18 protein-coding genes are annotated in these 12711 nt (G+C 62.7%); 11 read left to right on the top strand and 7 right to left on the bottom strand.

What is annotated here, in order from left to right; genetic code table 11:
• On the bottom strand, positions 1–199 hold a 199-nt coding region (locus tag VK804_RS15655; RefSeq protein ID WP_414642792.1), incomplete at its 3' end, for an AAA family ATPase.
• Positions 200–281: 82 nt separating this feature from the next.
• Between VK804_RS15655 and VK804_RS15650 the strand changes: the two genes are divergently transcribed.
• Positions 282–608, top strand: coding sequence for a hypothetical protein (locus tag VK804_RS15650; RefSeq protein ID WP_325371777.1), 327 nt, complete (start codon positions 282–284; stop codon positions 606–608).
• A gap of 889 nt (positions 609–1497) precedes the next feature.
• Here the strand turns inward: VK804_RS15650 and VK804_RS15645 are convergent.
• The 3 genes from VK804_RS15645 to VK804_RS15635 are packed head-to-tail and all read right to left on the bottom strand — an operon-like array spanning position 1498 to position 4228.
• Complete coding sequence (locus tag VK804_RS15645; protein ID WP_325371775.1) at positions 1498–2376, bottom strand: PCC domain-containing protein; 879 nt, start codon at positions 2374–2376, stop codon at positions 1498–1500.
• Positions 2377–2379: 3 nt separating this feature from the next.
• Positions 2380–4011 carry an acyl-CoA synthetase gene (locus VK804_RS15640; protein ID WP_325371773.1) on the bottom strand — a complete coding sequence of 544 codons (1632 nt, stop codon included), beginning with the start codon at positions 4009–4011 and terminating at the stop codon, positions 2380–2382.
• A gap of 16 nt (positions 4012–4027) precedes the next feature.
• Positions 4028–4228, bottom strand: coding sequence for a hypothetical protein (locus VK804_RS15635; protein WP_325371771.1), 201 nt, complete (start codon positions 4226–4228; stop codon positions 4028–4030).
• Positions 4229–4512: 284 nt separating this feature from the next.
• On the opposite strand from VK804_RS15635, the gene VK804_RS15630 reads away from it, so the two are divergent.
• From VK804_RS15630 to VK804_RS15615, 4 genes are all read left to right on the top strand, one after another.
• Positions 4513–4950, top strand: coding sequence for a hypothetical protein (locus VK804_RS15630; protein ID WP_325371769.1), 438 nt, complete (start codon positions 4513–4515; stop codon positions 4948–4950).
• 67 nt (positions 4951–5017) lie between these two features.
• Positions 5018–5446, top strand: coding sequence for a Mov34/MPN/PAD-1 family protein (locus VK804_RS15625; protein ID WP_325371767.1), 429 nt, complete (start codon positions 5018–5020; stop codon positions 5444–5446).
• Between the two features lie 237 nt (positions 5447–5683).
• Positions 5684–6214 carry a DUF3828 domain-containing protein gene (locus VK804_RS15620; protein ID WP_325371765.1) on the top strand — a complete coding sequence of 177 codons (531 nt, stop codon included), beginning with the start codon at positions 5684–5686 and terminating at the stop codon, positions 6212–6214.
• A gap of 26 nt (positions 6215–6240) precedes the next feature.
• Positions 6241–6516, top strand: a complete 276-nt coding sequence (locus tag VK804_RS15615) for a GNAT family N-acetyltransferase (RefSeq protein WP_325371763.1) — start codon at positions 6241–6243, stop codon at positions 6514–6516.
• 55 nt (positions 6517–6571) lie between these two features.
• Here VK804_RS15615 and VK804_RS15610 read toward each other — a convergent pair whose 3' ends face one another.
• Positions 6572–7516 carry a tetratricopeptide repeat protein gene (locus VK804_RS15610; RefSeq protein WP_325371761.1) on the bottom strand — a complete coding sequence of 315 codons (945 nt, stop codon included), beginning with the start codon at positions 7514–7516 and terminating at the stop codon, positions 6572–6574.
• Between the two features lie 106 nt (positions 7517–7622).
• On the opposite strand from VK804_RS15610, the gene VK804_RS15605 reads away from it, so the two are divergent.
• The gene (locus tag VK804_RS15605; RefSeq protein WP_325371759.1) at positions 7623–7901 is read left to right on the top strand and encodes a GNAT family N-acetyltransferase; all 279 of its coding nucleotides are present in this window, start codon (positions 7623–7625) and stop codon (positions 7899–7901) included.
• 86 nt (positions 7902–7987) lie between these two features.
• On the opposite strand, the gene VK804_RS15600 is transcribed toward VK804_RS15605, so the two are convergent.
• Complete coding sequence (locus tag VK804_RS15600; RefSeq protein WP_325371757.1) at positions 7988–8377, bottom strand: DUF3597 domain-containing protein; 390 nt, start codon at positions 8375–8377, stop codon at positions 7988–7990.
• Between the two features lie 411 nt (positions 8378–8788).
• Between VK804_RS15600 and VK804_RS15595 the strand changes: the two genes are divergently transcribed.
• On the top strand, positions 8789–9703 hold the full coding sequence (locus tag VK804_RS15595) for a DUF2189 domain-containing protein (protein ID WP_325371755.1): 915 nt from the start codon (positions 8789–8791) through the stop codon (positions 9701–9703).
• 241 nt (positions 9704–9944) lie between these two features.
• Positions 9945–10703 (top strand): lytic murein transglycosylase, encoded by a 759-nt coding sequence (locus VK804_RS15590; protein ID WP_414642793.1) that lies wholly within the window; start codon positions 9945–9947, stop codon positions 10701–10703.
• A gap of 72 nt (positions 10704–10775) precedes the next feature.
• On the opposite strand, the gene VK804_RS15585 is transcribed toward VK804_RS15590, so the two are convergent.
• Positions 10776–11006, bottom strand: coding sequence for a hypothetical protein (locus VK804_RS15585; RefSeq protein ID WP_325371751.1), 231 nt, complete (start codon positions 11004–11006; stop codon positions 10776–10778).
• 117 nt (positions 11007–11123) lie between these two features.
• Between VK804_RS15585 and VK804_RS15580 the strand changes: the two genes are divergently transcribed.
• The 3 genes from VK804_RS15580 to trmFO all read left to right on the top strand — a co-directional run.
• Positions 11124–11474, top strand: a complete 351-nt coding sequence (locus tag VK804_RS15580) for a hypothetical protein (RefSeq protein WP_325371749.1) — start codon at positions 11124–11126, stop codon at positions 11472–11474.
• A 399-nt stretch (positions 11475–11873) separates the two neighbouring features.
• Complete coding sequence (locus VK804_RS15575; RefSeq protein WP_325371747.1) at positions 11874–12026, top strand: DUF1127 domain-containing protein; 153 nt, start codon at positions 11874–11876, stop codon at positions 12024–12026.
• A 112-nt stretch (positions 12027–12138) separates the two neighbouring features.
• A partial coding sequence (gene trmFO / locus VK804_RS15570) for a methylenetetrahydrofolate--tRNA-(uracil(54)-C(5))-methyltransferase (FADH(2)-oxidizing) TrmFO (RefSeq protein ID WP_325371745.1) occupies positions 12139–12711 on the top strand: 573 nt, incomplete at its 3' end.

The raw sequence follows: 12711 nt of genomic DNA, 5'->3' as shown, positions 1-12711 counted from the left end.
CCAGCAAGGTCGACTTGCCGGTGCCGTTCTCGCCGACGATTGTCGTGATGGCGCGGTCGAACGACAGCGAGAAGTCGTCGTGCAGGAACGGCAGGCAGAACGGATAGGCCGCGCGGTCGGCGATACCAGAGGGATCGAGCCAGACGCGCCTGAGGTAGGGCGCGGGCAGGTTGATCGTTCGATTTCGTCGCGAAGCCATGCGCGCTCCCGGCGGAACAACACCGTACCCGCTGTTTATACTAGAATTGGTCCACAATCCCAGATGGCAACCGGTCCGCCCGATGCGAAGCCCGACCTATACCCTGTTCCGCAACGCCATCCGGGGCGAGCGGCAGGTCGTGTGCAGCTATGACGGCCGTCCCCGCGAACTGTGTCCCCACATCATCGGCATCAACAAGAGCGGCGAGGAGGTCGTGCTGGCGTGGCAGTTCGCCGGCGAAAGCAGCGGCAGGCTGCCGCAATGGCGCTGCCTGAAACTGGCACATGTGAGAGACGCCAGTGCACGCGACGGCCCGTGGCATGAAGGCGGCTCGCACCGCACCGCGCAGACCTGCGTCAGCGATATCGATCTCGATATCAACGTTCACGTTCGCAAGCGGCGGCGGTAGGGGGCGGTGACCTGACGACAGACGGCACGTCATTGCGAGCGAAGCGAAGCAATCCATCTTGCCGCGCAAAGAAAGAGTGGATTGCTTCGCTTGCGCTCGCAATGACGCTGATGGTGCTGGGCGCCTCTCGCTGATACCGCACCCTCCGAACAAAGCCGCATACTGATTTGCCCGTCGTGTCAAGTCCATATCGAAAAAATATTCTTCTTTGCCGAATATTCGGATTATCCTATATTGCCGCCATCCCGTCCCATCAAAGGGGCGTTGCGCACGTCACGAAACGCGGGGCGGGAATGCGGTGGACGCGAATGGCGCCTCTGACGGGGGCGCCTGAGGCGGACGGCAAAGACGTGTGGGCCTGGCATCTCGACGCTGGTGTCAAGTTCGCGTTAAGGCACGCGAGCGACGGTGGCCAACAAGCCCGAAGCACCGGGGCGAGCACGTAGCAGCCGTTAAAACCATTGCGTGGGGAATGCCGGGCTGTCCCGGCGTGACCTGTGGTGGCTAAAGCTCGTGTACTTTGTTTTTTATCGTACGCGAGGCTGCGGGTGCATCGAGCGCCCGGCATTCCCTGCGCCCTTTAATTGAAGGGCGAGAGATAAATGAATACCTCGCGCAAACGCATGCGGCGAGACCGCGGTGGTGTGTCTTGCCGTCATTGCGAGGAGCCCTTGCGACGAAGCAATCCACACTTGCCTTGTTGCGCCATGGATTGCTTCGCTTCGCTCGCAATGACGATCTCACTTGTCATCACCCGCGAAAGCGGGTGATCCAGTATTCCAGAGGCCGGAGTGACCGAGCCGACAAGCCGCGGCGTACTGGATCGCCCGATCAAGTCGGGCGACGACGAGCCTTTGTGGTGCAGCGAGCACGGGACGATATGCCCTCGCTACCGTGCCCTACGCCCCTCGCCCTCGACTTCCAGTACCAGCTCCATCGTCATCAGCACGGGATTGTCGCCGCGCACGAGACGGCCCATGGCGACGACGCCGGTGTAGTCGACCAGCGCCACGTCCAGATCGGCCGAAAGCGCACCATTCGCATCCGAGACGATCACGCCCGAGCGCACCGCCATCTCCGTCGCAAAGGGGTCGACGATGCGGCCGTCGACAAAGCGCGCGCCGATGATGCTGCCGACGCCGCCGTGCAGGCGGGCCCGTGTGATCTCGCGTTCCCGGCAGAACACTTCCAGCGCTGTGGCAAAATCCTGGTTCGGCCGCAGCCGCAGCGCGTAGGCGCGGCTGGGTGCGCTGGCTGCGGTGGCCCTCGACGGGATCGGGCCGAACAATTTGAAATTGGTCTCGGGGTCGGGCTCGGCCGCAAACACCGCGCCATCGAGGCCGAAGGCGTCGACCTCGAACGGCTCGGCGACCACGGTCTCCTCCGGCAGGATATGACCGCCGCTGGGCCGGCCGTCAGGCTCCGTCCACAAGGCATGGCAATGGAAGAACGGCACGCGGTCGCGCTGGCCCAACGTCATGGCGCCCGTCCGCAGCCGGGTGATGCCCTTTGGCCGAAACGTCTCGCTGTAGAACGCGGCGTTCTCGCCGGTCACGGACAGCGCCGGCATCACATAGGCGAACGGGCCGAGCGCCCCTTCCCGCATGTTCAGCACGCCGCTCGCAAATCCCTGCTCCGCAAAGCCGCGGCGCGCGGCTTCCAGCAGCGGCAGGCCGGCCTGCAGCATGAAGGAGAACGCGCGGCCGCGCGCTTCCGCCCACTGGATGCGCTCGGGCGCGGGACGGCCGGGCTGGGCGATGCGGCGCATCTTCTAGCCCGTCTGCTTGTTGCTGAGATCGAGCAGCCCGCGTGCCTCGAGCTCGTCGCGCACCAGCCGTTTTGGAATCTTGCCATAACCGGACTTCGGCAGCGCCTCCCAGAAGAAGAACCGTTTTGGCATCTTGTAGCGCGGCACCTTCGGCGACAGGAATGCGGCCATGTCCGCCTCGCTCACGGCATCGGCGCCCTCGCGCGGCACGCAGACGGCGACTCCGACTTCGCCCCAGAACGGGTCGGGCACCCCGAGTACGGCGACCTCGCCGATCCCAGGATGGGTCAGGATCTTCTCCTCCACCTCGCGCGGATAGATGTTGGATCCGCCGGAGATGTACATGTCGGAGGCGCGGCCGGTGATATAGACAAAACCCTCCGCATCCATGTGGCCGAGATCGCCGGTGCGAAACCAGCCGTCGCGAAACGCTTTTGCATTGGCTTCGGCATTGTCATAGTAGCCGGCGAACACGCCGGGGCCGATCACGCAGATCTCGCCGGTCTCGAACGGTTTCAGCTCGCGTCCGTCATCGCCCTGGATCTGGACCTGCATGCCGGTGCGCTCGAAGCCGCAAGAGCCGATCCGCGCCTGGGGTCCGTCCTCGGGATCGTGCAGCTCGCGCGGCAGCACGGTGATGTTGCCGGTGACCTCGCCAAGGCCAAAATACTGCACCAGCACCGGACCGAGTTTTTTCAGCGCGGCCTTCTGGTCCTCGCGATACATCGGCGCGCCGGCATAGATCACATAGCGGAGCGAGGAATGGTCGTAGCGGTCGATGGCGGGATGCTCGACCATCATCTTCAGGATGGTCGGCACCGTGAAGATGTTGGTGACGCGATGACGCTCGATCAGCCGGAACGCCTCGTCGATGTCGAAGCGTTCGGTGGAGAGCAAAATGGTCGGCACGCCGCGCGCGGCCTGCACCAGTTGATGCACGCCGGCGCCATGCGACAACGGCGCGACCACCAGCGAAGCATCGTTCTCGGTGGTGCCGGGCATGAGGTCGGCGAGGTGATTGGTCACCACATAGGCCATCTGGCCATGGGTCAGCACGGCGGCCTTGGAGCGGCCGGTGGTGCCGGAGGTGAAGAAGAACCAGCAGGGATCGTCGTAGTCGACCGCGACGTTCTCGACCTTCGCGCCCGAATGAGCCGCGATTGCCTCGCGCAGAGATGTCTCGCCGAGCGCGCCCTCGCCGATCCGCCAAATGAAGGCGAGCGCCGGGCTCGCTGCGGCAACGGTTGCCGCATGATCCGGGAAATCACCGTGGCACAGAAACGCCTTAGCGCCGGAGGCGGTGGCGAGCCAGGCGACCTCGTCCGGCATCAGGCGGAAATTGGTCGGCACCCAGACCGCACCCAATCGGAAGGCGGCAAACATCGAGAAAAACATCTCGTCGCAATTCTTGGAGTGGACGAGGATGCGGTCGCCCTTGGCGATGCCGCGCGCGGCAAGTGCCGCGGCCAACGCCGAGACGGCCGCGTCGATATCACGCCAGGTCCAGGAGCGATCGCCCCAGACCAAACCCGGGCGGTCGCCGTGCCGGCGCGCATTTTGGGTCGCGAGATGCGCCAGATTCATCACCCGATGCGACATCCGTGTCAGGCCGCCCGGTGGCGCGGCTGATGTCACGGGCCCGCTCACCGCCCTACCGGCGCCCCGTCCAGACCCCGGCGGCCAGCAACACCACGCCGGCCACGCCCGAGACGATGCCGTGCTTGTAATGCATCCGCGCCACGCCATCCTCATGCCCGGGAAAGAAGCCCGGCAGCTGATCGGCGGGCACCAGGAAATAGACGGCGGCAACAACGAGCAGGACGACGCCGAGCAGGGTCAGTACGAGCTTCATGGGTGTTTCCTCTTGGACGTGATCGGGCGCTTGGGTTGGCCCTCGGCGACTTCCCGTCCTGTTTATCGCCATCCGGCCGCGCCCCGCAAGTGCACCGCAAACACCTGCGCTGGGGCATCCCGACCTCGAACGGCTTCGTCGTGATTTGTACCCCGCTCCGACAAACCTAGAGATTGTAAATGATATGCAACTCAACTAGGATCAACTCAAGCCTTTACCTCGGCCATCACGCCGAGGCGGGTGACGCGCTATCGACCTGGACAATCCATCCGGAGGATATCGCAATGGCCAACGAGACCGGAAAGCCTGCCGGCGCTGAGGGACCAAAGCCGGACGATGAACTCGCGCGGCTGAAGGCAGAACTCGAACGACAAAAAGTCGCTGCGCTCAGTCAACTGCTGAAACACAGCCTTGCATTTGTCGCCCTGGATATGGAAGCCAACGCGAAGGTGCTGGAACTGGCGACGTTCGCTGTCGCGTATGCCAAGGCAAATCAGGACACGGTTTTTTCCGTCGGCAAAGGTAACATTGACGACCTTGTAAATGCCCTGAGAAGCGGCAGTGCCCCCAAGGGCGGCGGCGTTACCGGAGGGGATGTCGTCGGCGGCGATACTGTAATCGACGATATCATCCAGATCATCAACGCGCTGATAAACCTGATAACGGGCGGCGAGAAGGACTTCTTCCTGGCGATCATCAGGCTGATATTCTGCGGTTGCTAGTGAATCCGGCGTTCAACCATGGATCACGCCAGCGTGCGGATTGTGAGATCGGGCCGGAGGCCGGCGTATGTACCTGCTTCCGACCGCTGAAATCGAATATCTGGTGATCCATGCCGGCGCCGCGCTCCCGCGAGAGGCCTCGGGCCTGCTGCTGCGTCGGGATTTCAGGCGCTTCACTCTGCTGTCGGTGGCCGGCACGTCGAGCAGGGAGAACACCCCCCTTTCATTCCGGATCAGGGATGCCGCAATCAAGGGGATCGCAGAGTCGCTGCAAGGTACCGACGCGAGAATATGCGGATGCTTTCATTCGCATGTTGTGGGGGCTGCTCGCCCTTCGAGCATTGACTGCGCCGCAACGAAAGGGCTTGGCGATCTCTGGCTGATATATTCGGTACGGTTCCGTGATCTGAAGCTCTACCGATGGGACGGCGCGGCATTTCAAACGGAGCGCTTTCTGAAGGTCCCGTCGCATGCCCCGCGATGTTGTGGTGGCTAGGCCCATTAAGGTGCACTTACAACGTATATTATGCGGGATCGAACGGTGAGTTCGCCTCCTGCGCCGGTGCGTTCCCGGCGGTCAGAATAGCAGCAATGATCAACAGGGCTTTGCGAAACGCCATCGGCATTGGTCGGCGCCAGTTCCGATCAGGTTCGCCGCAGGTTGAAAAATGAATTCCACCGCGAGAGCCGACCGCTGGTCTATAAAAGGAGCATGATCGATTTGAGGAATCCCATGATCTCTCGCCGCACACTAATGTTGAACAACGCAATGACCCTACTGGCAGCAGCCATCATCCACCCCGCGCTCGCCGCGCCGCCAACCGCGAACGACCCGCTCGCCATCGTCAATGCGATCTATGCCCGTGCCGCCAAGGGCAAGGGCGACACCGGCGGCGGCTTCGTCATCGAGACCAAGGCCGCCAAGGCAAAATATCTGTCGAAGGCGCTGGTTGCGCTGTGGGCCAAGGCCGACGCCCACACGCCGAAGGGCGACGTCGGACCGGTCGATTTCGATCCAGTCACCAATTCGCAGGAACCGGACGTGAAATCGTTCAGTGCGGTGGCCGAGAAGCAGGAGGCCGACAAGGCCGTGATCGCCGTCACCATCAAAGGCAACACGCCGCGCGCCAAGGCCATCGACGACACGATCCGCTATAGCTTCGCCAGGGATGACGGCCTATGGAAGATCGACGATATCTCCGGCGCCAGCGACGGCGAGCCTTGGTCGATCCGCGCCATGCTCGCCGACTCCCTGAAGAATTGAACGTCGATATCCGGGGAGCAGATGTCATGAACGAAATCGTCAACAACAAAGCACAACACCGCTACGAACTCATCGTCGACGGCCACCTCGCCGCCACCTATTACAGCGTCGCCGACGGCGTCATCACCTTCATCCATACCGAAGTGCCGCCGGAACTCGGCGGCAAAGGCGTCGGCTCGCAACTGATCAAGGGCGCGCTCGACCAAGTGCGCGCGGACGGATTGAAGGTGATCGCGCAGTGCCCGTTCGTGAAGGCCTATATCGAGAAGCATCCTGATTATGCCGACCTGCTCGAGGCGTAGAGTTCGGGTACCTCTCCCCGCTCTTCGAGGGGAGAGAAATCTCGTCCGCAAGCGGCTACTGCGTGACCCGGAGCTTGGCCAGGCCCTCGCGCGCGTTGCGCAGATCCGGCTTGAGCTCCAATGCCTTGCGGAAATCGGCGATCGCGCCCTGCCTGTCGCCGAGCCGCAGCTTGACCTGGCCGCGATTGTTCCAGGAATCGACGTCGGCGGGATCGTATTGCAGCGCCTTGTCGTAGTCGGAAAGGCCACCCCTGTTGTCGCCCTGGAACAGCCGGATCAAGCCGCGGTTGCGCCAGCCTCGGGCATCGGTCGGCGCCAGTTTGATGGCCGCGGCATAGTCGGCGGCCGCCAGGTCGAGTTGTTCGGTATCGCGGTAGACGTTGCCGCGGTTGATGAAGGCGATCAGGTCGGGGGCGAGCTTGATCTGCATGCTGTAGTCGGCGATCGCATGGGCCATGGCGCGCCCGCGATAATGCAGGAAGCCGCGATTGCCATAGGCAATCGCCAGATTGGGGTCGAATTTGATGGCGCTGTCGAAATCGGCCATGGCGCGCTCGGCATCGCCCTTGCCGAGCCAGGCGTCGCCGCGGTTGTTATAGGCGAGCGCGAACGAGGGATTGATCCGGATCGCCTCGTCATAGTCGGCGATGGCGCGATCGAGGTCGTGTTTGAAGGCGTAGACCCGGCCACGGTTGGTATAGGCGCAAGCAAAGGCGGGATCGATCTTGATGGCCTGATCGAGATCGGCCAGCGCGGCATCCAGTTCGCGCCGTTCGGTCAGGCCATGGCCGCGGCTGCAATAGGCGGCGGCAAGCTTCGGCCCGGTCTCGACCCTGGCCTCGATCACGGCCGAACACGCCGTTACCCGTTCGTCCGGCGTGGCGGTCGGGCCGATACAGGCCTGCCAGTTCCGGTCATCCTGCGCGGACGCCGCCTGCGGATGCGCGAAGGCGAGCACGGCACCCAGCAGCGGAACGATCAGTCGGCCCAAAATGCGCATCTATCCAATTCCCGCGACCAAAACCTCCCCTTGGTCGCCGATTTGCATCGACGGGTTCACCGACATAGATGTCTGTTGGAAACACTCATCGGCGGGAATCAGGGCCATGGCCACAGGCGGCGTCCGCGACAACAAAGCCCTCTCCCGCTACGAACTCGACGCCGAAGGCGGACTGGCGTTTGCGAATTATCGGCGCACACCCTCGGCCGTCATTATCACCCACACCGAGACGCCGCGCAGTTTGCGCGGCCACGGGATTGCCTCCGAACTGGTCGAAGGCGCGCTGCGGCTGATCCGCGCCGAAGGGCTGAAGGTGATCGCCGGCTGCGGCTTCGTCGTGGATTACCTGCAGAAGCACCCGGAGTTGGACGACATGGTCGGGTAATTTCGGAAGTCAAGCTTCCGTTCTATCGCCGGCAATCAAAAAGGCCCGCGGTCGGCGCGGGCCTTCTGGATTACCCGGTTGGATCGTTACCACTTGACGTCCGCAGGCAGCTTGCCGCCGTTGGCGGCAAGCTTGGCCATCACCTGCTGGTGCAGCCAGACGTTCATGGTCGCGGAGTCGTTGGTGTTGCCGGTGTAGCCGAGTTCGTGGGCCAGCTCCTTGCGCGCCGTGAGGCTGGAATCGATGTCGAGCGCCTTCATCAGGTCGACGATCGAGGTCCGCCATTCCAGTTTTTCCTTCTTGGCCGCGACGGCCTTGTCGAGGATGGGGGCGACGTCGACGGATTGCGCCGGCGCCGCCGGCGCGGATGCCGGGCTTGCGGCGGTCCCATCGGTTGCCGGTGCGCTGCCGCTCGCAGGCGTGGCGGATGCCTTGCTGCCGAAGATCGCGCTCATGATTTTCCCGAAAATACTCATCGTTGGCTCCTCGTTGGCTCCCAAGAATTTGCAGATGATGTGGAAGGCTTGAGCGGCGCTGTTGGCTGGCGACCGGCAGCAGCGGACCGGATCGTTAACAAGTTTAACCATCCCGAGCAGGCTTGCCAATGCAGGACGCAGCTGCAGCAAGCAATGGCAGGAACCGATTAGCGCTTCAGGAATGACGGAAGAATGACATGAAGGCGGCCATGCCGCGACATAACGGCATTCACCGAAGCGTGAGCGACGACGCGGGTGAATGGGAGTACGCTGACGGTTCAGTTCGCGACATGGCCAGCTTCGGTTTCCTGTCTTCGCGTCTGGCCCGATCGTGATCGTTTCCGAAGAGCCGCTGCTTGCGCCCTCGAATGGCGTGCAATACGGCGGCTCGCGGCAAGGGAGATAACGACCATGGCCACACCCTATCCCGGCAATGTCACGCCACTGGCTCAGCCCGCGCAGGACAACGCGGCTGGTCCCATCATCCGAACCATCGGCCTGTCCGATCTGCACGATGCGTTGCGGCTCGGCTGGGAAGATTTCAAGGCCGTGCCGAGCCACGCCATCATCCTCTGCGTGATCTATCCGGTGCTGGGCCTGGTGCTGGCGCGCGCCGCGTTCGGTTATGCGGTACTGCCGCTATTGTTTCCGCTGGCCGCAGGCTTTGCCCTGGTGGGCCCGTTCGCAGCGCTAGGCCTCTATGAACTGAGCCGCCGTCGCGAAGCCGGCCAAGAGGCGACCGCCTGGGACGCGCTGGAAGTGCTGCGGTCGCCTTCGTTCGGCGCGATGCTCGGCCTCGGCACGCTGCTGCTGGCGCTGTTCGTGACCTGGGTCGCCACCGCGCAGGCGATCTATGTCGCGGTGTTCGGCTATCAAGGCGCGTCCGGATTGACCGATTTCGCAACGCGCGTGCTGACGACGTCTCAAGGGTGGTGGCTGATCGTGGTCGGTTGCGGCGTCGGCTTCCTGTTCGCCCTGGTCGCGCTCTGCCTCAGCGTGGTCTCCTTCCCCCTGATGCTCGACCGCCACGCCGGCGCCGGCGAGGCCATGGTGACCTCGTTGCGGGTGGTGGCGAAGAACCCCATTCCGATGGCGGCCTGGGGCTTGATCGTCGCGGCCTTGCTGGTGGTGGGATCCTTGCCGCTGTTCCTGGGCCTTGCCGTGGTCATCCCCCTGCTCGGCCACGCCACCTGGCATCTCTATCGCAAGGTGGTCGCGCCGGATCCGAATCCGCGGCCGATCCCGCCCCGCCCGCCCCGCGAGCGGCGACCGGCGGCGGATTTCCCGGCCAACCTGTTTCCCTGGCGGCGCAAGGACGGCGCATAGGCCTCATAAGCCAGCGATTGCAATCAGGCCGCCGGTCGATCGTCGACCGGCGGTTTTTTGTGTACGTTGCTGGCCCGGGAGCCGACGATCGGCAGCCATGTTTTAGCCGCGGTTGGTCAGGACATTCGCGGCCGTCGGGGAAACGTCTTCATTTGTGATTCTTTTCGGAGCCAAAGTCCCGATGACCCCACTTTTATTCTTCAGAGCCGCCGTCGTGACCCTTGGGCTCGCGCTTCCGGCAATGCCGGCGCTGGCGGCGGTGCCTTGCGGAACCAGCAGCTTCCAGGCTTGGCTCGACGATTTCAGGACGGAGGCCGCCGCCAAGGGCATTTCCCAACCCGCCATCGCCGCGGGCTTGAGCGGCGTGACGCCGGATCAAGGCGTGCTGTCGCGCGATCGTTCGCAGAAGGTCTTCAGCCAGAGCTTTGAGGAATTTTCCGGCCGTATGGTCCCGCCCCGCCTCGGCCGCGGCAGCAACATGATGAAGCAATATGGCTCGGTGCTCGGGCGCATCGAGGAACGTTACGGCGTTCCTGGCGAAGTGCTGGTCGCGATCTGGGGTCTGGAGACGGATTTCGGCGTCAACACCGGGAAATTCCCGACCATCCGCTCGCTGGCGACGCTGGCCTATGATTGCCGCCGCGCCGATACGTTTCGCGCCGAACTGATGGACGCGCTGCGCCTGGTCGAACGCGGCGACTTCGCGCCATCGGAGATGCGCGGCGCCTGGGCCGGCGAGATCGGCCAGACCCAGTTCATGCCGTCGTCCTATCTGAAATATGCCGTCGATTTCGATGGCAATGGCAAGCGCGATCTCCTGCACAGCCCACCCGACGTGCTGGCATCGACCGCCAATTACCTTGCGAGCTACGGCTGGCAGCGCGGCAAGGACTGGGAGCCCGGCAGCGCCAATTTCGCGGTGCTCCAGCAATGGAACAAGAGCGAGGTCTATGCCCGGACCGTCGCCTATTTCGCGACCCAACTCGCGCACGCCCCCTGAGTGTTCCAAGGATCCTCGAATTTCGTCGCCTGAAGGGCCGATCGCGCGATGCAACCGGCCCTCGCGAGCGGTTTACTTCATCGTGCTTGCTTCCATCGCCTTGTGGAGATGCATCGCGCAATTGCCCATCTTGCCATCGAGCATCGCGGTCTGCGCCAGCGCGATTTCCTTCTGCCCCGTCGAGCGGTTCGGACCGTCCGCCATGGTGTCGATCGTCGATTCGGTCTTCATCATATGATCGCCGCTGCAGCCGCCCATTTTCGCGGCGGAGGCAGGTGCGACTGCGAGGATAACGGCAGCCATTGCGGCTGCTCCGAGTAACTTATTGATCATGTTACTTTCCATTTCTTATTGAGCAGACCCGGCGTCATTGCCGGATTCTGCGAGACGATTGATCGCTGAAAGATGAAGACTTGCGGAATGAATTTCGCGCGATGCAAATGTGATGAGCGCGCAACGCAATGGCTCATGCACAACGCAGCGCTCGCATTACATGTCGGTAACGAATCCTGCTGCGGCCTGTTCGCGCTCGCGCTGTTCGACGTCGTGTTTGTATCGGCACGTCGAAGTTTGCGCGCCGATATTGGCGCGGTCATTGCAACCGGGCTTGCGGTACAAGCGGGGAGCGAGCGGCCGAAGCTGCCAGCCGAATTGGCCAAGGCCAATCCAGATCGCACGCATCGCCCCCCTCAAACGCGACCGCCACAAGCGGCCGAATGCTGCATCGCGATATCTTTTGACCAAATATGTTCTGGATTCACCAAGAAATGATAATTTATTCATCTCTTATGACAACGATCATGCGAATCATGCATGAGAAATGGACCAAAATGACTCCCAATCGGCGCCAGCGGACGGCAGTCTTGGCTTCGCGCTCTTGATTTGAGGTCTTGGAATTGCCATTTCTTCAACAGCGAAAGATGCCGCGGTATTGTGACTTTACCGTCATTGTAAAGGCATTTTTCTCGGATTGTACCGCGGATGGGGTCGATTTTTCTGGCTTCGTCGGTAGTTGCGTTGAAGGGTTAACCGTCTCTTTAAACTGCCATGCATTTTATGATTAGCTGCATCGCACCATTTGAACTTCCGGAACCGAAAGATTGCTCTACATTCATTTCAACGACGAGGCTTCCCTCCAAGAGCTGAATCGGACTTACAAGGAGACTACCCATGTTGCTCTCGCTCTTCCGCATGATCCAGGCGTTCCGGGACTATCAGCGCAATGTCAGCGAATTGTCCCAACTCAGCGATCGCGAACTGGCCGATATCGGCCTTGATCGCTCGGACATTCCGCGCGTTGCAGCCGGCACCTATAACGGCTGAAACAGCTTCAGCCGACTGAAGAACGGATAGCGCCCGCCGAGTTGCGGGCGTTGTCGTATCCAAAGCCTCACGCGCATTCCACTGCGCGCGGAAACGCGCTAGTTCAGTGCCCATGACAGGCACCCAATCTCCTTCTGAATCCGTGCACATCGTCGGCGCCGGTCTCGCCGGCTCGGAGGCGGCGTGGCAGGTCGCCAATGCCGGAATTCGCGTGGTCCTGCACGAAATGCGCCCCGATCGGATGACCGAGGCCCATCGCACCGACGGCCTCGCCGAACTCGTGTGCTCCAATTCGTTTCGCTCGGACGATGCCGCCAACAATGCCGTCGGCTTGCTGCACGCCGAAATGCGCCGGCTGGGCTCGCTGATCATGCGTGCGGCCGATGCCAACCAAGTCCCCGCCGGCGGCGCCCTGGCGGTGGACCGTGACGGATTTTCTGCCGCCGTCACCAGGGCCCTCCACGACCACCCCCTGATTGAAATCCGGCGCGCTGAAATCGGCGGCCTGCCGCCTGCGGACTGGCGCAACGTCATCGTCGCGACCGGGCCTCTGACCTCGGCGCCGCTGGCAGACGCCATCCGTGAGCTCACCGACGAGAACGCGCTGGCGTTCTTCGACGCGATCGCACCGATCGTGCACCGGGATTCCATCGACATGTCGGCGGCGTGGTTTCAGTCGCGTTAC

The organism is Bradyrhizobium sp., from assembly GCF_035484855.1.
Lineage (GTDB): Bacteria > Pseudomonadota > Alphaproteobacteria > Rhizobiales > Xanthobacteraceae > Bradyrhizobium.
This window is presented reverse-complemented; position numbering and strand designations above follow the sequence as displayed.